Raw genomic sequence first — 22,294 nt, 5'->3', positions numbered from 1 at the left:
TTTACTGCGAAGAACCGTCTGGAGCTGTCGTAAATGATTGCGCATTTCCCTCTTTGCCACGCAATGCAGACATCACCGTCGCAAACAACATCAGAATAGCCATGGCCCAAAACGCGATTTGTAGTCCCAAAATAAATCCTTGAAGCGAACTTGCGGCACCCTTTAATCCCACTTCCGTACCAGAAAAAATAGCAAGCATTGCTTGCCTTGGGATACTCGCTGTAACAAGTGGAATCGTAAATGCAATACTCAACATCATTCCTGAGTTCGTAGTAAGAGAGCGAATGCCTGATGCTTCACCGCGAAACTTTGCTCCCGCAGAGTTCATGATACTGCTTGAATTAGGCGAATTGAAGAATCCTGAGCCAACTCCAATGATGGCCATCCAAAGCGCCAATTGCCAGTAAGGGGTAGTCAAAGTCAGTCCGAGCGCAAGACCTATAAGTCCAATGAACGTCACCAATAGCCCCCCTGTGGTAGGCAGCGTCACTCCGAAACGATCACTCAACCATCCTGAAAACGGTGAAACTACGAGCATCCCTGCCGCTAGCGGAATTGAAAGAATTCCCGCCTGCAACGCATTGAACCCTTCGGCTCCTTGAAAATAGAAAATCAGCATGAACATCACCGCCATGCGAGCAATTGCATTTAACGTAGCCGCGATAATCCCAATACTAAACGCGCGCTTGCGAAACAATGGTAAATGTAAAAGCGGCTGCGGATGACGACTCTCCACATACAGCCAAAGCGGCAAAAAGACCACAAAAGCAATCGCCCCAATTAAGACCACAACCGAGTCCCAACTCTGAATAGCCCCCCAGGTCAAGGCGATCAACAGACCAAGCGCTGCAAATACATAAGTAAAAATACCCCATCCGTCAATTTTCCGACCTTTGCGCTCGGTTATTTCACGCAGACCCATCACATAGAGCGCCCATAAAACGGCGACGATGCCAAAAGGAACGTTAAACCAAAAAGTCCACGGCCAACCAAATACAGTCGTTAACCATCCGCCCAGTACAGGACCAATAATTTGACCAACTGCAACAACCATGACATTGATCCCTAACGCCCGACCCAGTTCTGCTTTTGGGAAAACATCCGCAACAATCGCTGTACTGTTGGCCATGACCATCGCACCTGAAATCCCCTGCAAAATCCTCAATCCAATCAGCCAAGATGCAGTAGGTGCATAACCTGCTACAAAGGATACCAGTGTAAAAAGTGCCATCCCCGAAATATATAATTTCCTACGACCAAGTAAATCCGCTAAACTTCCCGCCATCAGCACCATCACTGTTTGTGCAACCATATAAGAAAGCATAATCCACATTGCCTGCAACAGAGAGGCGTGAAGAGAACGAATCAAATCTGGCAGAGCAATAATCAACGTGCTGAAATTTAAAGCGCTCAGCAATGCGCCAAGACTTGTAACGGATAAAACCCACCATTTCTTCCTTTCCTCCTGCACAAAAACACCTCCACACTCCCCATACACCGTTAAGGCCGCAATTTTTTCACACGATCTAGACGTTCTAACAATCCTGTTTTCATTTCACTTAGCTTCTCTAATTTCTCATCAATATGCTGAAGAATCGTCGTCATCAATTCGATGGATTCATCGATAATCTGTTGGCGTTCTGTTTCTGAGCCACTCTGATAACTCTCGCGCAAACGATCAAGCGTCTCTTGTGCAGCTAGTACGTTTCGAATCTCTTGTAACGAATACCCCAAACTGTCTTTAATTCGCAAAATATAAGCCAATTTCTCTACTACATCCTGTGCGTATAAACGATGACCTCCTGCCGTGCGGGAACTTGGAACAATAAGCCCCACTTCTTCGTAATAATGTAATGTTCTCGCTGTAATGCCCAGTTTTTTCGCTACATCTTCTACTGAAAATAACTCTTTCTCGTCCGTCGTTCTCACCTCACGAAACATCTTAGCAATATCTAATCCTTACGTCAACGTATTGATTTTAAAAACAAAAAACATACAAACACCCTCGATTTGCTAATTTCTCGATGGTTTGTATGTTCGCAATCGCCAATACTATAGGCCCAATGCAGTTAAGACTTGCTCTGTTGTACGAATTCTTCCAATGCGCGGAAAAATATATTGTAAGGTGTGCTCATGTTCAGCGGCCGTCAACCCTGTCATGGCATCTGACACAAAAATTTGTTGATAGTTATGCTGATATGCTTCCCGCGCTGTCGTCTCTACTCCGATATTCGTCGCAATTCCACACAAAACGAGGGTATCAATACCGCGCCTGCGCAACTGCAAATCAAGGTCAGTCCCAAAGAAAGCGCCCCACTGGTGTTTTATCACGAGATGATCTGTAGGTTGAACATGCAACTCCGGAACCAAATCAGCAAAATCTGCAGATCGCTGCACCGAAGTAGTCATCGGCTGATCTACAATTGGATGTAATAGATCTCCCCCATCGCGCGAACCAACCGTCACAAGAACAACAAATCCACCTTGTTTGCGAAAAGCCTGACTCAGCTTTGCCGCATTGGCTACCACTTCAGTGGTTGCGTTTGGGGCACCTGGAAATTGGACAATTCCTTTTTGCAGATCAATTATAACCAATGCCGTCTTCTTGCTTTGAAGTTCTAAATCCACCGTACGACCTCCAGGAATCCATCGAATTTAAAAAACAAGTAATCTTTTCTAGGATACCATGGACTCACAAAACACGCACGGTAAATCCTCATTAGCGCCAAGTGCGTTTGCGACATACGACAATTAAATGATCGTGTCTACGTTGTACATCGATAATCTTAATCTCCGCTCGATCCACTCGTTCTTTAATCCGATCAAGCAATGCGGTCCGCTCCTCACACGCCTGACGAGATATGACATATCGTTCAAAGACCTCCTCTGTTTGCACACGATCTCCCCCAGTCACATGTTATGTTATTATATATAACACATTAACTCAAAATTCAAGCCTATTTTCATGAGTTTTTTAAAAAAAAGATATAGTCATGTTATATAATATGACATGACTATATCTTTTTCGTGATCTTCACTCAATCCACTCTTTCGGATGCTCCAAACCATTCTGTAATCATCACTGCAATGATAATGAAAAGGGCACCAGACACTTTAAAAACTTGCATCGACCCTCCCCAAAATAGCCATGCAAAGAGAAATGCAGAAGGTCCTTCGACAGATAAAATAATCATTACATGTGTTGGATTACTCCATTTTTGAGCAAAAATTTGCACTAGATACGCAAGAATTGTCCCGAAAATCAACTCAAATACATAGCCACAAACCATAAAAAAGGGCTCAGAGAGTGGGGAAACGACTCTGTAACGAAACCAGCCCCAAGACAAAGTACCCCTGTAGTCAACAATTGAATGACAACAAACCACAAAACATGAACTTGTTTCACCTTTCGATCTACCAACAACACATGACTCGCATAAGCAACATCGCACAAAAGTACTAGCCAATCGGATGACGCGTGAGTAGAAAATACAAAAGAGGGATTAACACCGTCGTAAGTTCTGTAATCATCCCCGCTGTCCCAGGATTCGTATGCAAAATTCCGAAAGTCTGAAGAGAATATGCAAACGCAAGTAAAATACCAGCAAAAAATCCTTGCTTGAGATCATTGATTGTAAATAAACGTCTCATCTTGATCCATAATGGAATGCCCAAGATCATCCCTGCGAGCAAAAAGCGCATACCTAGAAATAAAAAGACAGGCAATACGATAATCACATATTTCGTGATTAGAAACGTATAGCCCCAACTCACGCCAATCAAGATAAGCATTGCATCAACCAGAAATTTATACAATCGTCCTCGCGCAGAGAGACGAATTGTCTCTTTTTGCGGTTCAAGTAGCAATGTATCGCATCCTTTTAGCGCTTTACTTTTCTTAGCGCATTTTCTAACGCATCTACTACTTGGTCCATTTGTTCATAACTAATCAAATACGGAGGTTCAATCCGAATCACAGTCGAGTTATTCAGCGTCCCCGCCCTCGCACCATGGTAAGCACATCAGAGTGGCGAGACTGGATTGCCAGTAAATGTTTTATAAAGCACTCTCCCTTCGCTGCGACAATTTGCGGTACCTCTTCCTCCAGTGTCGTATGAATTGCAGCAATCGTGGCAATGGGTGCTACACCTCCGCCAAACGCTTTGCCAAGCGTCATAATATCCGGAGTAACCCCGACGTGATCCACAGCAAATAACTTTCCAGTACGCCCCACTCCAGTCTGGATCTCATCCACAATGAATTCTTGACTTTCGGGTGACGATGACCAAGCAAATACACTCCATATCCACCTAGACAGTCAATATATTCTCGACCCAACGTATCACGAAAAAATACCCCTCCATCTTCCCATTCCACAACAGAGAAATCTTCAGAATAAGATTTCCGATTCAATAAAATTGCTTTTGTTACGTACTCTGTAAAATATTCGACTGAATCTTTCACAATGCGTTCTTGTTCATCTCTCGTCAGATGATCTTTTTCTATAAAATCAGGAATTCGCAGTAAAGCGTATCCCTAACATAATGACGAAACTAATAAAAAGGAACCACATCCCCCCCTACAATCGTTGTAGCGAAAAGATTACTGCTAAGAGCAGGAGCGAAAATGGAAAGTGTCGTTAAACCAGCTGGAACGGAACCCCCGAGTATGCTTAATTGCTTATGTAATAAAGCATATATTATGCAAGAACAACTACTCTCAATACATCGCTCATCCTTCCCAAGCTGGTAACATCCGGTTTAATGGTTTATCCTGTCTGAGACCTAGTACGTATTCTGCCTGCATAAGTGTATGAATTTCTCTCGTTCCCTCATAGATGACAAGCGCTTTCGCGTTTCGCATCATGCGCTCTACCGGATATTCATTAGAATAACCATAAGCTCCGTGAATTTGAATCGCATCTGCAGCGCTTTGAAAAGCCGCGTCTGCCGCGATCCACTTAGCCAGTGAAGTCTCTCTTGTATTTCGCAACCCTTTATTTTTCAACCATCCAGATCGATACACGAGTAATTGCGAAGTCTGATATGCAGCTTCCATTTTAGCTATCATCTGTTGGACTAACTGATGATTTGCAATCGACACACCAAATGTCTTACGACTTTTCGCATACGCAACCGATGCATCTAAGGCTGCCCGTGTAAGCCCCACAGCGCCAGCGGCAACCGTAAATCGACCATTATCTAACGCAGCCATCGCAATTTTAAAACCCTCTCCCTCTGCACCCAACCGATTAAACACAGGCACACGCACGTCAGTTAAAATGACTTCCCCCGTGTCCCCTGCATGAATCCCAAGTTTTCCTCTAATCGGTCTCGTCTCCACTCCAGGGAATGTGCGATCCACAAGAAATGCGGTAATTCCTTTGTGCTTTTTCTCTGGATCAACCGTTGCAAATACAAGAAAATAGTCTGCATAGTTGCACATTGAAATCCACATTTTTGAGCCATTTAAGATGTAGAAATCTCCATCTTTTACGGCACGTGTACGCAAAGCACCTACATCAGAACCCGCTTCCGGTTCTGTTAAAGCAAATGAACCAAGTTTTTTCCCCTGCGCAAGAGGAATAAGGAACTTTTTCTTTTGTTCTTCCGTGCCCCATTGCAAAATTGTAAGACTATGTAATCCGGTATGAACAGAAACTGCCGTACGATAAGAAGTATCCCCGTATTCTAATTCTTCACAAACAATCGCAAGTGCATTATAATCCATACCCGCTCCACCATATTGCTCAGGAATGCACACTCCCATAAGGCCAAGAGCCGCCAATTTGTCAATAATACTTCGCTCAAAATGATGTTCTTCATCCCATTGACGGATAAATGGAAGAATCTCTGTCTTCGTAAATTTGCGTACCATCGCTTGCAATTCTAGTTGCTCTTGACTCAACGAAAAATCTAACATTCGTAAGTAACTCCTCTCTTCGATTCAATGAATCCCTACTTTGTCATGAGATATTTTTGATATTTCCGGCTCACCGAAGATTGACTGATTCCTAACACTTCTGCAGCCTTAACGGTCGAACCGTATGTCGCCATAGCTCGCGAAATCAGTTCTTCCTCTTAAATTCATAGGCTTCAAGCAATTCAATGGATGCGCGAGAAAATCTGAGATTGCGATTGTACATTTGGTTAAATTCGTGTAACAAGTGATGCGCCAAAACAGCAATATCCTCTTTACGCTCACGCAGTGGTGGGATGTGGATCGGAAAAACATTAATTCGATAAAATAAATCCGCTCGAAATTCCCCTTTTTCCACAAGTTCTTCTAACGATCGGTTCGCAGCGCAAATGATTTGAACATCAAATTTTACCGGTGTCGTTGCCCCAACAGGATAGACTTCGCGTTCTTGAATCGCCCGCAATAGTTTGCTTTGAATATTCAAAGGAAGTTCAGAAATCTCATCTAAAAATAGCGTTCCTTTATCTGCCTTGATAAATAATCCTGATTTTCCTTCTGATCTTGCTCCCGAAAAAGCTCCTTTCACGTAGCCAAACAACTCACTCTCAAGTAAAGATTCAGGGATTGATGCACAATTAATCTTGATTAACGGATGATCACGTCTTGCACTCAAACTGTGAATGGCGTTCGCCACAACCTCTTTCCCAACTCCTGATTCTCCAGTGAGCAAGACTGTTGCTGAAAATTGGGAAATTCTTTCCACTTCCTTCATGACTTCAAACATACTAGGACTAGCAAAAACCATCCCGCCTCCCCGTGCACTCGGCAGACGATCCTGCAGTTCTTCATACTTTTTGCGATAATTCTCACTCTGTTTGCGAGTAAACTCCAATTCACGCTGCAAGCGCGCCATCTCCGTCAAGTCACGTGAAGCGACGACTATCCGATCCGGTTTTCCATCTTTTGTAAAGATAGGGTTTCCAACTGAGAGTAAAGGTGCTTCCCCTTCCTTTTGCATCAGGGATACCTTTATCCCCGTCTTCTGTACTTTACGAATCACTTGGCATACTAAATCACGTGCTGATTTTACTTGAAAAATCTGTTCTCCAATCCATTCCTTAGGGGCTCTCTCCCAATGCGTTTCAATATAGTGAGCACTTGCCCGAAGCAATCTCCCCTCTCGATCAACAACGATAATCTCATCATAAATCGTCGACAGAATCGTCTCCAAATCCGCATTTAAGTTCTTGACCGAATCGAGTTCCATCGCCATCGAATTCACAGTAGGGAGATCTTGAAGCACAAGTGCAAACCCTGTCATCACGCCTCCTTCAATCAATGGAACAAAATCGACGAGAACAGCTCCTTGATTGTTTGGCAAGGTAATCAATTGATTAAGTAGAGGAATTTGAGTGAGTTGGACTTGTTGGAAGGGGGAAGAGCCAAGTAGTTCATCAAGGCGTCGACCAATCATCTGTTGCGGGGTTGTACAGAGCATCCGAATCGATTCCGCATTACTATTTACAACTGTATATTCTAGGTTTACGACCATGAGTCCTTTCGGAATGGAGGAGAACAAACTGTGCAACCAACCCATTTTACTTTGATCTGCATCTGACATAAGGGAGAGAAGGAAATCTTCGCGAGTGATATATCTTAATTCATTTCCTATGCGAACTAATGTCACTTCCTCAGATAAAATATCCATTGCCCGGTCTGAAAGTTCTTCAATAGGAACCGCTTCCATAGGTTTCTCATTGCTCAAATCTCTAATTTGCAGCGTTTCTAATCGTGCATCATGCAGCTTTCCAAGTAAAATAAAACTTTTAACAAAATAGAAAGTATGATCAATTTCTAGAAATACAAAGCGATGATGTTCCTTGCGAATTACTTCATTACACTTCAAGAGGTCATTTTGATCTGCGTATGACAAGAGGATTCCGCAACAATTCAAATATACCCATCCGCTACCCATCCTCTGATAGTATATGCAGAATCGAATAACTTTACAAAATAATCGAATTCATTATAACGTAGTTTTGTACTTCAGGAAACTGGAACTTAGCTCTTGGCTAACGGGAGGTATGCCGCCAACTTCCGTTTGGAACTTGCACGCTGGCGATTCCCTCATGCCGACACATCAAAAAGGCAGGTGCACAAAAGCATGCACCTGCACATTGTTTTCTCTACTTACCTTATGCTCCTACAATATCTTTACGAAGAGGTTCAATGGTGTTTGCCACTTCAACAATCTCTGTCTCTGCTACATGAAAATCGCGGAGTGCTCGTGCAAGTAACTCCACAATGGTATCAAAATGCTCATCTGTCAAATTCATTCCTTCATGTGCTTTGCGCATAGATTGCCCTGTATAGTGATTGGGCCCACCCGTAGCAAAACTAATAAACAAACTTTGATGTAAGCGTTGACGTTTCATGTCAGTCTTGCGAAAAAAGTGGTTGACACGTCCATCCGCCAAAACATAATCATAAAATTGATCGACTACTTTTATGATTCCTTCTTGCCCACCCAGTCGGTCATATAACGACATTTTTCCCATTTAGATCCCCCTTGTGTTGTCGAACATTTCGTGCCAATTATGTTCGATCACAAGGACAAATGTTGTGATTTATATCACTGCAAAAATTAAACGACATCATGAAGTAAATCCATGGGCCGATCAGAAAAATTTTCTAAAGGCGACGATGCGTCTACACGCGCACGAATAAGTTGCAACAAGTCTGAAAAAGGTGCCAAAAAATCACTGTACCCATCAATCTGTGCACTTTCAAGCGCGGCAAGACAGGACTTATCCGATTGCGTACCTAAAAAATATACGCGGATACCTGGCAAGCGTGATTTGACATATTTGACGTATGCGGCTGCTACTTTTCCACGGAGTGTACCGCCATCGATAATGACGACGTCCGGGTATTCTAATTCGGCGATTAAAATCGCATCCTCGACTGTCTCTCCAACGCTCACTGTGCGCATGTTTGGCTGATCGTTGATCAGATCCCGCATCCCACGCCGCACGAGCGGATGTTTTGCAATAATCGCCACACGAATCGCCGCCATCGCTCTCGACCTTCCTTTTCATCTCTCATCTCACAACTTCCCGCCTTTATCGTAGCGAACTGAACTTATCTACGCGACCTAAAGAAAGACTAATCAAATGGTCCAAAATGACTAGTCTTCTTTTGTTTTTTTTACCCTCCTCTTTGACTAGACATTTTAGTCGTTTTGACCCTGCCGTTAAAAGTGAATGTAAATTAACATGAAGCCATCGAAATTGAAAGGAGCGATACACGATGGTAGATTATTCGAATGCGTGGCCCAATTATTACGTCGGCTACTTATGGCTTATCGTCTTCATCCTTTTTGTTGCAGCAAAATATCCGCATCATGATAAGGGTGAGAAAAAATGAACTGGACAAAAAGCATGCGCACGACAGTCACCGAGAAACTGACTTGGGATAACTTGTTGCCTTCGGAACAACCTATTTACGTGTCTTCCTTAGTATACAGTTTTGGGGTATTCACACTAAGTAGTCTTGTTTTTACCATACTTTCCGGCGTCATCATGGCAGCATACGGACCTACTTGGTATCAGTATTCATCTGCCGGCGACTTTCTGCGATCAGTGCACTTTTGGAGTGTTCAGGCCTTCTTCTTCTTTATGACCATGCATCTTGTCGGTCAATTTTTCATGGGGTCATGGCGCGAAGGACGCGCACTCACCTGGGTGATTGGCGCCCTATCATTTGGCGTGTCTGTTTTAACCGCTTTTACAGGATACTTATCGCGTGGCGACTTTTTCTCACAATGGAATCAAGTACAGAGCAAAGACGCTTTTAATGGTGCTGGTCTTGATGGATTTCTAAACATACTGAACAATGGGCAAGTTTATGGACTGCACATCGCCGTTTTACCCTTGGTCTTGATCGTTCTTGTGGCTTGGCACTTGATTGCTGTAAGAGCAAAAGGGGTCGTACCTCCTTACCAAGCAGCGCACGTCCAGCAAAAAGAAGGTGTGAAGTGATGAAATACTTTGAACGAAATACCTTGCGCTTTCCTCAAAAAGACTTCGATATGATCAAAGAAGGCGTGGTCAGTCTAGGACTTGTCGGTGTACTTGTCGTTGGTGTCGCGGCAATCTTTGGCGCCCCTTATCGTCCCGCCATCACCAACCAAGACATTGCAAATCAAAAGCCCATTTTGATCATGCAAACTGCTTTGGGCGATCTCGACGGACAAGGGGAGATGGCTTCTTATGGCCCTCCTTATAACAATGGATGGCACGGCGTTGCTCAAAACATCCAATCGATCGGACCATTTTCTCCACAGACGTGGTGGGGTACTCCTTACCATTTAAACACTGCCACAGACGATGTACTTACGCCGCTGTCAATGCTCGCGACAGCTTCCAATGACTCAGCGTTACAAACGGCTCTTCAAACTTACAACCTCGCTTCGTATACACAACAACAAGCGTGGGATAACAACTTTTCAAACGCTCTGAACAAAGCCACCGTGCAAAATGGGCAAGTCGTCGTACCTCCAGGGAATTACGGACCCGTGCAACTGATGATGAACGACGAACTCGCACTAGCACGTTCCGGACTTCTTTCAGGGGCACTCGATCGTGAAACGAATAACGGTGTCTATCGCTGGAATATCCAAAATGATCTCTTATTCTTACAAGGTGCTGCCCTTCACCAATATGCCAAAACGATCGATATGAAGGGTGAACAATGGGGAATTAACCATGATGAACAAGCGTATCCTGGCCCATGGTGGTTGACGCCATACACATTCCTCTACCAAGTACCCCCAGGATCCACTTCATCATCGGGTGATGAAATCGTCGCGTACACGGTGGCCTTCTTGTTCCTATTACTGATTCTCGTGCCCTTTATCCCTGGGCTCAACAAGTTGCCACGTGCACTTCCTGTACATCGAGCAATTTGGAGAGATTGGTATAAACGATTAGAACAAACAAATGCCTGTGCTTCTTGCCCACTTTCCGAATCCTGCAAAAAAGAGTTTCGCGGTCACGCTGTGACGACTACCGCCAACGCAATCCCAGCCTGTTATGATCAAACGAGCACGAAACCAGCAGGAGGCGTTCGCACGGCAGGATAGTCAAAAAACACTGCAAGTAACAAACAATCAAGCGCTGTGATGTACACAGAATGTGTACATCACAGCAAAGAGGAGATGACAACAATGGGCAAAGGATTGAAATTGTGGGTAATCTGGTTGCTCGCACTTAGTGCCGGTATCTATGGAACTGCTGTTGTGTATCAAGGAATTACAACCTCTGCAAAACTAGATCTACTCTATGGAATTCCAATTCTACTGCTTGGAATTTGGGTTACGGGTAATATTTGGGCATCAGCCCGTCAAGCCTATCGTCGTCAACGTATCCATTGACTATGAATGCAAGATTTTGGTTGGGGGATGCAATTTACGGAGTCAATGATGGATTAGCTGCGATCTTTGGAATGATTGCTGGCGTATCTGGGTTCACAGATAATCATCGCATGATTCTAGTCTCTGGCTTGTTTGGCGCAATAGCAAGTACACTCTCTATGGGCGCCGGAGCCTGGCTTGCTGCTCGCTCCGAAAACGAAGTCAAGGAATGTGAATTACTTCATCAACGCCAGCAAATTACACAAAATCTCGAGGATTATAAGTGGACTTTACACAAAGAGTATATAGAAAATGGATTTTCGCAAGATGAGGCACGCTGGATTGTCGATCGCCTAGCAAGCAATCCCGAGCGTTTCCAACAAATGATGCTCAATGAGCACTTAGAAGTGCATGACCACCATAAGAAAAATCCATGGCATGCCATGCTGTTTGCTGGCCTCTCTACTCTTGTCGGAGCACTCATTCCGCTTGTGCCGTTGTTTTTTCTCTCCCATCAAGCGGCGTTTATTGCAGCTGCGGTCGTAAGCATCACAGCTCACTATGTGGTCGGTGCAGTCAAATCACTCGTCACGATGCGTCCTTGGTGGCAGAGTGGCTTTGAAATGATGGCTGTCGGAATTCTCGTTGGAATTGTTTCCTACGGGCTTGGCTCGCTCAGTTCACTGATGGTCTAGACGGCGAAGTAAAGGAGTGCGCACGTAATGACAGATCGGACAAAGCGCGTTTTTGTCATAGGCGGTGGAATCACTGGACTTACAGCTGCCTATACCCTACTGTCGACAAGCGACCGAAAAAACCTGGAAGTGACGATCCTAGAGCGCGAACCACGACTCGGTGGTAAAATCAAATCCACAAAGGTCAATGGGAATATTGTTGAACGTGGGCCTGAGTCCTTCTTAGCTGATCGAGCGGCAATCCTTCGTTTATGTGACAAGCTTGGACTCTCTGAACGCATTGTCGGAATGGGACCAGAGGCTAATCAAACCTATCTCGCACAAGATAACCACTTATTCCCTTTACCTCCCGGAACATTAATGGGCATCCCTTTTCTCGAACAAACGCTCATCTCAGCTCCTTTACCTGAGGCAAAAGAAGCTGCAAAATCGTTTTTTGCACTGCCCAAAAGCACATTTTTAACCTTTCGCCAAGGGTTGCAAACACTCATCGATGCGCTCGCGCTCGCAATTGGTGAAGAACACATTCGCCTAGGTGTACGCGTCGTTCGCATCAACAAAAACGCAGAGAATCCCTCTGTTGATTCTAACTCCTCAGCCTATACCATTCACCTTACCAACGGTACGACTCTTGAAGCTGATGGCGTGATCCTTACAGTCCCTCCATTCGTTGCGGCACAGTTACTGCCCGACGAGGAAGTCAAACATGCACTCAATTGCATTTTATACAGCTCTGTCGCTACGGTAACCTTGCTCTTTTTACCTGATCAGGTTGACACCACAAACCTGAAAGGAGCCGGATTCATCGTGCCAAAGACGGAACCTCACGCCATCACCGCATGCACATTCCAGTCCTCAAAATGGCCACACAGCACAAAAGACGGTGCCATCGCCCTGCGCTGCTTTCTTGGTGGAGTCGGACAGGAGGAGATGGCTCTCTGTTCTGATTTTGAGATGACTCATCGAGTGCGTGAAGACTTGCGAACCCTGATGCAAATCAACGCAACACCCGGTCGAGTATTGATCAAGCGTTGGCCCAATGCCATCCCCCAATACACAGCCGATCATCACGAACGCGTGGTCGCGATTCGCCAGTTACTAACCGAACGCTTTCCAGGAATCCTTCTTGCTGGTGCTGGCTATGAGGGAATAGAAATCCCTGAATGCATCGTGCAAGGCGAGGCTGTCGCGCAGCAGTTGATTGATTTTATCCAACAAACTACTCTCGTAAATCACGCTTCTTAATCCATACCCCCCTACAAATGGACTGTACAAAATGATCTGCATAGACCACGGCAAATAGTCTATTCCAAACTCTACCTATCCCCTTTCACATCTTACAATCGTGGTGTAGATGTGAAAGGGGATAAGAGTATGGCCACCATTCTTGTAATAGGCGGAAACTTCGCTGGACTGACGAGCGCTCTTGAAATTAAGCGCAGACTGCATGACGATCGTCATCGTGTGATCGTCGTTTCAAACAGAGAGAATTTCTTATTTGTACCATCTTTAATCTGGGTGCCTTTTCGCGAGCGGGAGATTGAAGACATCAGCTTACCGCTACGTCCCATTTTAGAATCTCACGGAATTGAATTTGTTCATGCAACCGCAACCAAAATTGACGCAGTAAACAATCGTGTAGAAACGACAGCAGGCGACTTTCTCTATGATTATCTCGTCATCGCGACAGGTCCTGCTCTTGATTATTCCTTGCCCGGTCTAGGCCCTAAAACAGGCTATACACAATGCGTATGCACGCCAAATGACGCACTAGCCATTCGCGAGCATTTTGATCGCCTTGTTGAAAATCCCGGCCCTGTAGTAATCGGAGCTGCGCCAGCAGCTGGGTGTACAGGCGCAGCATATGAATTTTTGTTTAACTTTGAATACAACTTACGCAAGCGTGGTGTACGCGACCGTGTAGAGCTAACGTGGATAACACCAGAACCTTTTCTCGGGCATTTTGGCATTGGCGGAATGGCAGGAGCAACTTCCTTATTGCGTAAGTTTATGGATTCTTTACACATCCATTATATTGAAAATGCAGAACTGGTGGAAGTGACGCCAAATGAAATCATACTTGCCGATGGCAGACGCCTACCGTTCGTATTTTCCATGATTATGCCACCTTTTCTTGGACAGGATGTCATACGTAATTCACCCGGCATCGGCAATGCAAAAGGCTATGTACCGGTGCATGATACGTACCAACACAAAACATACAGCAATATATTTGCCGCAGGTATCGCAATTGACGTTCCTGCCCCATTTGTTACACCCATCGCTATTGGCGTCCCAAAAACAGGATTCCCTGCCGACGAGGCTGGAAAAACAGTGGGCGAAAACATTGCCAAATTAGTAAACGATAAAATCGATCTCAAGAGCCGACCATTTGTTAAGATTCCAGGATTGTGTGTAATGGACGCCGGACATAAAGAAGTCATAATCGTGAGCAATCACCTGATGAAGCCGCGAGAATTTGCTGCGATTCTACCCAATCCGCTCTACGATGAAGGGAAACGTCTATTTGAGAAATACTTCCTATGGAAAACCAAACACGGGTACTCAAATCTTCCTTAGGATTTATGGGCACCCCATCCCCCTATTGGATTTTATGCGCAGGGATCCTTTTGTTCCCTGCGCATTTTTCACACAAACCATCTGTTATATACCAGTAGATATACTGTATGAATATAGTGCCTGCAGTAGGGTCAACAAATCATAGGATTGTCTCCACAGAATACGTTGGCAAAGATGCATCTCTACCACATATCTAAAAATATTTCAAGTTTTATTCTTACTATATACTTCTAGTTACTTTTGACTAGTCAATACTACCCACAAGGAACATGCTCAAATTTCCTCCTCGTGTCACAATGATAACAGACAGAATGAGGAGGTAATACAGATGACGAGTGATCTTCGCTCGCATACGAACGAAGCGGGCTTTTATGAGATCCGTATGGAATCCATCGGCGGACTCGGCGCAAACTTGGCAGGGAAAATGCTTGCAGAAGCTGGCGTACTGCAAATGGGGTTAAATGGATCTAACTTTTCTTCTTATGGATCTGAGAAGAAAGGCACCCCTGTAAAAACATTCATTCGCTTTGCAGCTCCAGAGACAGAAATCCGATCTTCTTCGCCGATTGAAGAACCTCATATCGTGGCGGTTTTTCACGAATCTCTCTTGCGCACGCAAAACTGTATCGCAGGTCTACAACCAGATGGTACCTTGATCGTCAACACCGCAAAAACGCCAGAGGATATCCGCCAGATCACCAAAATGAAGTCTGGCACGATCGTATGTATTGACGCGCTGCAAATCTCAGTAGAAGAAAAAACACGTGTCAACACTGCTATGCTTGGCGCAATCTGCCACGCAATAAGTTTTCTCGACGAAAATGCAGTCAAAAAAGTCATCTCTGAAACGTTTGGAAAGAAGTATCCCGCTTTAGCAGAAGCCAATCTACGCACTTTCGACCGCGGCTTTCGTGAAGGCCGCACTGTATCTTATGAGCCACAACACAAGGAAATTCACGTGCCGTTTGCACACCCGATCTCAACACTAGGTTACGAAACACAACCACTAGGTGGTGCAATCATCAATCCCGGCAACTCGATCAGTCGTGACCTCAGTGCTTCACGCTCTGGTTTCCTACCTGCTTTTGAGAAAGACGCGTGTATTCATTGTGCTGCATGCGATCAAGTGTGTCCAGACATGTGCTTTGTGTGGGAATCGAGACAAGACGAGCGTGGTAGGGCTTTCCAATATTTAAAAGGAATTGACTATCAGTATTGTAAAGGATGTTTACGTTGTATCAGCGCTTGCCCGACAGATGCACTCCAGGCATTGCGCGAAATAGATGGTTACGCGGATGAAAATCGAGTGAAACACTCGATTGGCGCCTAATTTGTAGTCACTACTACGAGGAGATGAATGAACATGGCCCTGCAAGAAGAGGATGTGCGAACACGAAATAGATCTGCACAGCGACGCGTGGATCAAACTACCGATTTTCGTTCAGGAAATGAAATGGCTGCCAAAGCTGCTGCTCAAATCGATTATCATGTTATGGGTTATTTTCCTATTACTCCATCGACAGAAATTGCAGAATACCTTGATGAAATGAAAGCAAACGGGGAGCACCACATCGTGATGATCCCGGCAGACGGAGAACATGGTTCAGCTGGCATCTGCTATGGGGCAGCAGCAGCGGGGGGACGCGTATTTAACGCAACATCGGCTCAAGGATTTCTCTATATGCTCGAAGAAATGCCCGTTCAATCGGGTACGCGTTTCCCAATGGTGTTAAATCTCGTCACTCGTGCGGTGTCAGGTCCCCTTGACATTCGCGGCGATCACTCTGATCTATATTATGGTTTAAATATCGGTTGGCCCATTTTACTAGCAAAAGATCCACAAGCTGTCTATGATCTGAACTTGATTGCCTTGCGCTTAGCTGAACATGCAGAGGTGAGGCTTCCTGTAATTGTTGCATCTGATGGGTTTTTCACATCACATCAGAAACGGCGGGTACAGTATTTCACGCAGAACGCCGACGTACAAGCATTTGTCGGTGACATGCCAAAACCTCCCATCGATGCGTTAGATCTAGAACATGTCGTCACAATTGGCCCATATATGAATGATCCAGACCTCATCAATACCCGCTACATGCAATCAGAAGCGATGTATCGCGCCGAAGCCGTCTTTCAAACGATTGCTTCCGAATTTGCACAAATGAGCGGACGTTACTACGATGTGGTAAACAAATATTCTATGGACGATGCAGAAGTTGTCGTAGTCCTACTCAATTCTGCAGCCGACACTGCAAAAGATACTGTAGATCATTTGCGCGCAAAAGGGATCAAAGCCGGAGTACTCACCCCTGTTCTGCTACGCCCATTCCCTAAACGCGCGATTCAAGAAGCACTCAAAAATGCGAAGATCGTTCTCGTCGGAGAACGTGCAGATGCATATGGCGGACACGGAGCAAACATCACACATGAAATCAAATCAGCTCTACAAGAAATTCATGCAAATGCAACCGTGCTCACCCGCATTTATGGTTTGGGCGGACGTGATTTTTATCCAGACGATGCAGACCATTTCTTTGAACTTTGCTTAGACGCACTCGCAGGGAAAGCAGTTCGCCAGTTTGACTACTACGGAGTCAATCCAGGTGACCCCAATCTCGCCCCGGCAGAACGCACACAATCATTGCCAAAAAATCAAACGACAGGCTTTATAGAAGTTGCAAAAGATCCAGCAAGTGGACAATTAAAAGTAAAAGCCCCACCGCTACGCGCACTTACCGCAAAAGCAAATCGCATGGCACCGGGCCATGGTGCATGTCCTGGATGCGGTATATTTCCTGGTATTAATACATTTCTTAAGGGAATAGAAGGGGATGTAGTCGTATTATACCAAACAGGGTGTGCAATGGTTACCACTACTGGATATCCATTCTCTTCCCATCGCGTAACTTACATTCACAACTTATTTCAAAATGGTGCGGCCACGTTGTCTGGTATCGTTGAAATGTTTTTTGAGCGCAAACGAAGAGGTGAAATTAAAGTTCATGACGATGTCACTTTTCTCATGGTAACTGGCGATGGAGGAATGGATATCGGCATGGGATCTGCCATCGGTACGGCGCTGCGCGACCATAAAATGATTATCCTTGAGTATGACAATGAAGGATATATGAACACGGGTTCACAATTGTCCTATTCCACACCGCTTGGTCATATGACCTCGACATCAGGTGTAGGAAAATATGAACACGGCAAAACTTTTCAACACAAAGACACGCCGCAAATTATGGCAGCCACGAACATCCCCTATGTTTTTACTGGAGTAGAAACATATCCTCAGGATTTGATAAAAAAGGCTGCGAAAGCCCAGTGGTATGCAACTCATGAAGGGATGGCCTATGGTAAAATTCTCATCTCCTGCCCGCTTAACTGGAAGGCAGCAGACGATGCCGGACACGAAATTGTTGGTGCTGCTGTTAATAGCTGCTTTTTCCCTCTCTATGAAGTGGAACATGGAATCACGACGATCACTTATAATCCTGAGGACAAGAACAAACGGATTCCTGTAAGTGATTGGCTAGCAACAATGGGGAAAACTAAACATCTACTAAAACCAGAGAACCACGAACTCTTGCATCAGTTTGAAGAAGAAGTAGAGCGCCGCTGGCAACGCTTAAAAGCAAAACATGAAAATCCTTACCTATAAGCAGAGACAAATTTACTCAAACCCTCTGAAGTTCTGCTTCAGAGGGTTGCTTACACAATTAGTAAATATGCTCTTTAATCGAATAGAGTGTGATCTTCGCTGGGTACAACAAAGAAAGTTGCGCTTTCCAAAAAAGGAGTTCCTGCTCCATAGCGACTTCCGAGAGAGCCTGGAACTTCGCTTGTTCCATCTTTTGCTCATATGGCGTGTGTTCAGGCATGTAAAATGGCGACAAAAACACAACATCCCCTGCCGTAAAGGGAATACGCGCAAGCGCTTTGATTGTCTGCTCCCGATGCTCTTTTACAAACTCGTCCCCGCCAGCTCCGATCAGCAAAATGAGACCTATGCGAAACCCTGCCGTTTTTAATTTGATCACCGCTTGCACAGCCTCATCAGCTGTCCCAGGTTTATCAAGAAACGCACGCAGGCGATCCGCCCCTGTCTCAAATCCAATATAGACCGTTTCCAGCCCAATTTCACGTATCCTCTGTAATTCGGCTTGTGACTTGTGATCAAGAGTAAAAGTGTCCATGAACGTACTAAATGTGTCTGTCACAGGATTTCCTAATTTTTCTTTCATCAACTGAATCATCTCAACCAAACGCTCTGTTGGAATGACCAGCGCATTGCCATCTCCCAAAAATACACCTGTACGATCTCGCATGCGTTCGCCAAAAAACTCCTGTAATTGCTTTAGATGCGATTGTAATTCTGTCCGTGACTTTATGTGAAAAGGACGATCGCGATAAAAATCGCAAAATAAGCAACGATTATACGAACAACCATGTGTAACCTGAACAACGAGCGTATGATACTGATCAGGCGGCAAAATGCTCACGGGGAGATATACCTGTAAAAACGCCTTCGCATCCTGTTCCAATTGCTCGATGGAAATTGTAGAAAAAATAGCTCGAAAGTATTCAATCTCTGCTCCTTGCGCTTGACGCAAGGCTGTTTTTGCCAATACATACGCTGTTTCGAGAAACTGCGCTTTCGCCTCCCGCGTCATCTCAGTATAGCGACGCGCAGGCAATCCGCCATAACGCGGGACATCGATTTTAAGCATGCGATGATCAAGCCCCCTGCGTATGACTTGACCATCGGTTGCATACAACAAAAAGCGGCCGGAGCGGTCAAACAGATACTGTTTGTCCGCTTGCCGCACTCGTAATTTGTCATGTTGCACACGCACGGTGAATTCGTCATTGTGTGACAAAAGGCACTCCATCCTATCGTCAATGTGAAGTGAACTACCCAAGCATCAAAATCTCTTAAAAAGTGGCCGATTCAACTTATTCTAGTGTAAACGAAGCGATTTTTGCTGACAATTGTTCTGCCACACTTGTCAACGATTCCACACTGGCAGATACTTCTTGCAAAGAGGCAAGCTGTTCTTCACTCGCCGCCGCCACAGCCTCTGCAGCAACTGTTTGCTTTGCACTCGCCTCGACGACAGCACGTACCTGCTCATCTGTCAAAGCAGCCTTTCCCCCAATTTGCTTTACCTCATCAACAATTTGCGCCTCTCTTTGATCCCTTTCATGCAGATCTTGCGTAAGCGCGAGAAATACATGACCCGTCTCTTCAACAGCCTGTACTCCCGCATTGACCGTGGCGTTCATCGTCTTTGTCTGAGCCTCCGTCTGTCCTGCCTCGGTCAAAATCGTATGGAGCACATCGCGAATTTCTGTAGCCGCCGCACGCGAAGCTTCCGCTAATTTGCGCACTTCCGAAGCGACTACCGCAAAACCACGCCCTTGTTCGCCAGCACGCGCAGCTTCGATTGCTGCATTTAGTGCAAGCAAATTTGTCTGCCCAGCAATCTCTTCGATAAGAGAAAGACTACGTGCAACAGACTCTGTACTTTGTACGAGCGTTCCAACTTGAACAGCTGTCTGTTCAGCTACTGAAGCGATTTCTGTCATATGCGAAAGAGCATCCTGAACGCGTGTTTCACCCAGTCTAGCCCTTTGCTCCATATGTGTAGAAAGTTCGCGCATGGCTTCTGTCTCTGCTGTAATTTGCGCGACAGAGCGAAGTACATCTTGCATGTTTTCAGAGGCTTGAACTGCCATCTCTTTTTGACGCAAAGTCGTTTCTGCCATTGTCGATACAGAAACAGAGTTATTTTCTGCTGCCGTAGCCGTGGTCACAGAAGCTGCGCGCAACGCTTGCGCAGCTTCCACGAGACTGCCTGTCACCTCATGCACCGAGTGGAGAGTATCGCGAACATTGCCACGAGCGTTCGAAAGGTCTGTCACAAGTTGTGCAATATCCGTGTGTTGTGATTGCTTTCGAGCAGATTGTGAGAAGTCGCGTTTAGCTAAACGCAAAATATCTGTACGAAGGTCAGTGAGTGGCCGACACAAATAATTCAAATACCAATAAATCCATATACTTCCCAAGATGATAATAAACGCAACAGCAAAAGCTAGCACTTGGATGGTCACATTCCCTGCCTGATGCGCCAAAAAGCCTACGATGATACTAAAGAGTGTGACAGCAGTAGCAGTGCCCATCGTGATAGAAAGAATGCGCCCACTGACTGTCGAAAGGAACTTGTTCATGCTTGTAAATCCTCCCAGACAATCAACTGGTCACCGCGCTGCCATACTTTTTGTTCCCCCACGTGTTCCCAAGCGTCATCTGCACAATCTGCTATATCAAGCGCCTCATCTACGACATATCCGTTCCCATTTGAAATGAGTAGACGCGACTCAGGCGTAAAAGCTTGTTCTTCGACATTTAGCACTTTACGCAAATCGCTGACGGCAATCACACTCCCTCGCAAATTTGCCACGCCTAGAACATGCGCAGCAGCTCCGGGGACTGGACGGATTGGAAGCATACGTTCGATTGATTGAATACTTTCGACTGGTGTCGCATATTGATTCTGCCCAACGCGGTAAATAACCACTTTCATCGAGAGTCACCCTTTTTCTATTATTTACTTGAACCATCACCATGTGCCAGTTCATGTGCCACTTCTCTCAATTGTACAAAAGCGGCTGCAAATTCTTCCGTGCTCGCCGTGTGTTCTTCTGTCACTGCGGCGATCTCCTCAATCGCTGCGCTCAGTGACTCGATCCGATGGTTGACACCAATTAACTGTTCCCGGATCTGTTTTGCATACTGTTTACTCTGCTCTGCCATCTTGCGCATCTCATCTGCAACCACAGAAAAACCGCGTCCCCCTTCGCCCGCACGTGCTGCTTCGATCGCTGCGTTTAACCCGAGCAGATTCGATTGATCTGCGATTTCTTGAACATAAGTGGCTAGTTTTCCTGACTCATCGGCATCTGTTTTTACCTGCAAGGAATCCGCTAAAATATCCTGCAAACGTTCAGCAATACGAACAGTTGTCGTCGACAACTGATCAGAGATCCCTTTTAGCTCATCCGTGGAATTGACTACTTTATCCGCAATTACGCGCTCCATTTCTTGGATTTTATTTGAATACGTACTTGTAAGTAGTAACTCTCGCAAGCGCAAGCGACGAGCGAAGGCTGGATAAAACAACGGGTCTGAAATCTCTTGTAAGTGTTCTAAAACATAGTTTTCAAAAATTTGTAGAGAAGAGATTGCCCACTGCTGCGTAAACCCAAGCTGATGATACAATTCCCCGATCTGAATCACGAGTTGCTGCGATTGCGTAGAATTAGGTCCTGCCATATCCATAAAAAACTGCGCCTGTTGTTGCTTAAACGCTTCATTTGCAATACGTCCTTTTAGGCGCAAAGAAAAATTGGGTAATAGAGACATTTTTTCAAAGAAATAATCGCTGACTGCACTAGCATGACGTTCGAAAAATTCTTGGTGAGCGGCTAAAATCGTAAAATCCTGCTCTTCGATCCCTATCACTTTCACCAACTCTGCCACTTCTCGCACCATATCCATAAATACATCCACCCTTTTTCTAAACTATAGAGGTCACAACCGTTATTTTGTGCGATTAGAAAGCCCCAGGATCAAGTACGAGGGCCACTTGTCCATCCCCGAGGATCGTCGCCCCAGCGAAGT

Annotated in this window: 24 protein-coding genes; 8 read left to right on the top strand and 16 right to left on the bottom strand. The window is 45.2% G+C overall.

The genetic code is table 11. The features are described 5' to 3' along the window. Position 1: 1 nt before the first annotated feature. From BM613_RS11415 to BM613_RS11365, 12 genes are all read right to left on the bottom strand, one after another. Positions 2-1,471, bottom strand: a complete 1,470-nt coding sequence (locus BM613_RS11415; RefSeq protein ID WP_181363094.1) for an MFS transporter — start codon at positions 1,469-1,471, stop codon at positions 2-4. Positions 1,472-1,500: 29 nt separating this feature from the next. Further along, the gene (locus BM613_RS11410; protein WP_181363093.1) at positions 1,501-1,929 is read right to left on the bottom strand and encodes a MerR family transcriptional regulator; all 429 of its coding nucleotides are present in this window, start codon (positions 1,927-1,929) and stop codon (positions 1,501-1,503) included. Positions 1,930-2,052: 123 nt separating this feature from the next. After that, complete coding sequence (locus BM613_RS11405) at positions 2,053-2,628, bottom strand: hydrolase (RefSeq protein ID WP_109431316.1); 576 nt, start codon at positions 2,626-2,628, stop codon at positions 2,053-2,055. Between the two features lie 91 nt (positions 2,629-2,719). After that, positions 2,720-2,896, bottom strand: coding sequence for a hypothetical protein (locus BM613_RS15125; RefSeq protein WP_181363092.1), 177 nt, complete (start codon positions 2,894-2,896; stop codon positions 2,720-2,722). A 142-nt stretch (positions 2,897-3,038) separates the two neighbouring features. Further along, a complete protein-coding gene (locus BM613_RS11400) occupies positions 3,039-3,290 on the bottom strand; it encodes an EamA family transporter (RefSeq protein WP_109431315.1) in 252 nt (83 codons plus the stop codon). 169 nt (positions 3,291-3,459) lie between these two features. Beyond that, positions 3,460-3,867 (bottom strand): EamA family transporter, encoded by a 408-nt coding sequence (locus tag BM613_RS11395; protein ID WP_109431314.1) that lies wholly within the window; start codon positions 3,865-3,867, stop codon positions 3,460-3,462. Positions 3,868-3,988: 121 nt separating this feature from the next. Beyond that, positions 3,989-4,255 (bottom strand): aminotransferase class III-fold pyridoxal phosphate-dependent enzyme, encoded by a 267-nt coding sequence (locus BM613_RS15700; protein WP_281267856.1) that lies wholly within the window; start codon positions 4,253-4,255, stop codon positions 3,989-3,991. A 476-nt stretch (positions 4,256-4,731) separates the two neighbouring features. After that, positions 4,732-5,922 (bottom strand): acyl-CoA dehydrogenase family protein, encoded by a 1,191-nt coding sequence (locus BM613_RS11385; protein WP_109431313.1) that lies wholly within the window; start codon positions 5,920-5,922, stop codon positions 4,732-4,734. A gap of 35 nt (positions 5,923-5,957) precedes the next feature. Continuing rightward, positions 5,958-6,056 (bottom strand): helix-turn-helix domain-containing protein, encoded by a 99-nt coding sequence (locus BM613_RS15820; RefSeq protein ID WP_109431312.1) that lies wholly within the window; start codon positions 6,054-6,056, stop codon positions 5,958-5,960. A gap of 11 nt (positions 6,057-6,067) precedes the next feature. After that, a complete protein-coding gene (locus tag BM613_RS11375; RefSeq protein WP_181363091.1) occupies positions 6,068-7,825 on the bottom strand; it encodes a sigma 54-interacting transcriptional regulator in 1,758 nt (585 codons plus the stop codon). A 289-nt stretch (positions 7,826-8,114) separates the two neighbouring features. Then, on the bottom strand, positions 8,115-8,477 hold the full coding sequence (locus BM613_RS11370; protein ID WP_109431310.1) for a group I truncated hemoglobin: 363 nt from the start codon (positions 8,475-8,477) through the stop codon (positions 8,115-8,117). An 86-nt stretch (positions 8,478-8,563) separates the two neighbouring features. Next, the gene (locus BM613_RS11365; protein ID WP_109431309.1) at positions 8,564-8,995 is read right to left on the bottom strand and encodes a helix-turn-helix domain-containing protein; all 432 of its coding nucleotides are present in this window, start codon (positions 8,993-8,995) and stop codon (positions 8,564-8,566) included. A 346-nt stretch (positions 8,996-9,341) separates the two neighbouring features. Here BM613_RS11365 and BM613_RS11360 point away from each other — a divergent pair, with 346 nt between their 5' ends. From BM613_RS11360 to BM613_RS11325, 8 genes are all read left to right on the top strand, one after another. Then, on the top strand, positions 9,342-9,959 hold the full coding sequence (locus BM613_RS11360; protein WP_109431308.1) for a cytochrome b N-terminal domain-containing protein: 618 nt from the start codon (positions 9,342-9,344) through the stop codon (positions 9,957-9,959). Beyond that, positions 9,959-11,062 (top strand): cytochrome B6, encoded by a 1,104-nt coding sequence (locus BM613_RS11355; RefSeq protein WP_109431307.1) that lies wholly within the window; start codon positions 9,959-9,961, stop codon positions 11,060-11,062. The genes BM613_RS11360 and BM613_RS11355 overlap by 1 nt, the downstream gene beginning before the upstream one ends. Before the next feature lie 84 nt (positions 11,063-11,146). Next, positions 11,147-11,353 carry a hypothetical protein gene (locus tag BM613_RS11350; protein WP_109431306.1) on the top strand — a complete coding sequence of 69 codons (207 nt, stop codon included), beginning with the start codon at positions 11,147-11,149 and terminating at the stop codon, positions 11,351-11,353. A gap of 20 nt (positions 11,354-11,373) precedes the next feature. Next, a complete protein-coding gene (locus tag BM613_RS11345) occupies positions 11,374-12,027 on the top strand; it encodes a VIT1/CCC1 transporter family protein (protein WP_181363090.1) in 654 nt (217 codons plus the stop codon). Positions 12,028-12,054: 27 nt separating this feature from the next. Continuing rightward, a complete protein-coding gene (gene hemG, locus BM613_RS11340; protein WP_109431304.1) occupies positions 12,055-13,272 on the top strand; it encodes a protoporphyrinogen oxidase in 1,218 nt (405 codons plus the stop codon). Positions 13,273-13,401: 129 nt separating this feature from the next. Continuing rightward, entirely contained in the window at positions 13,402-14,607 is a 1,206-nt protein-coding gene (locus tag BM613_RS11335; RefSeq protein WP_109431303.1) for an NAD(P)/FAD-dependent oxidoreductase, read from the top strand. Positions 14,608-14,935: 328 nt separating this feature from the next. Continuing rightward, positions 14,936-15,937 (top strand): 2-oxoacid:acceptor oxidoreductase family protein, encoded by a 1,002-nt coding sequence (locus BM613_RS11330; protein ID WP_109431302.1) that lies wholly within the window; start codon positions 14,936-14,938, stop codon positions 15,935-15,937. A 33-nt stretch (positions 15,938-15,970) separates the two neighbouring features. Next, complete coding sequence (locus tag BM613_RS11325; protein ID WP_245926369.1) at positions 15,971-18,271, top strand: transketolase C-terminal domain-containing protein; 2,301 nt, start codon at positions 15,971-15,973, stop codon at positions 18,269-18,271. 58 nt (positions 18,272-18,329) lie between these two features. Here the strand turns inward: BM613_RS11325 and BM613_RS11320 are convergent, their stop codons facing one another. The 4 genes from BM613_RS11320 to BM613_RS15695 all read right to left on the bottom strand — a co-directional run bounded on the left by BM613_RS11320 (position 18,330) and on the right by BM613_RS15695 (position 22,171). After that, positions 18,330-19,490: a radical SAM protein gene (locus tag BM613_RS11320; RefSeq protein WP_181363089.1), complete on the bottom strand. Its 1,161-nt coding sequence runs from the start codon at positions 19,488-19,490 to the stop codon at positions 18,330-18,332. Positions 19,491-19,566: 76 nt separating this feature from the next. After that, positions 19,567-20,841, bottom strand: coding sequence for a methyl-accepting chemotaxis protein (locus tag BM613_RS11315; protein WP_109431299.1), 1,275 nt, complete (start codon positions 20,839-20,841; stop codon positions 19,567-19,569). Continuing rightward, entirely contained in the window at positions 20,838-21,197 is a 360-nt protein-coding gene (locus BM613_RS11310) for a chemotaxis protein CheW (protein WP_109431298.1), read from the bottom strand. The genes BM613_RS11315 and BM613_RS11310 overlap by 4 nt, the downstream gene beginning before the upstream one ends. A gap of 20 nt (positions 21,198-21,217) precedes the next feature. Next, positions 21,218-22,171: a methyl-accepting chemotaxis protein gene (locus BM613_RS15695; RefSeq protein WP_109431297.1), complete on the bottom strand. Its 954-nt coding sequence runs from the start codon at positions 22,169-22,171 to the stop codon at positions 21,218-21,220. Between the last annotated feature and the right edge of the window lie 123 nt (positions 22,172-22,294).

This window comes from Sulfoacidibacillus thermotolerans (assembly GCF_003144315.1).
Classification (GTDB): domain Bacteria; phylum Bacillota; class Bacilli; order Alicyclobacillales; family SLC66; genus Sulfoacidibacillus; species Sulfoacidibacillus thermotolerans.
The sequence above is the reverse complement of the archived record's forward strand: the minus strand, read 5'-3'. Positions and strand labels throughout refer to the sequence as shown.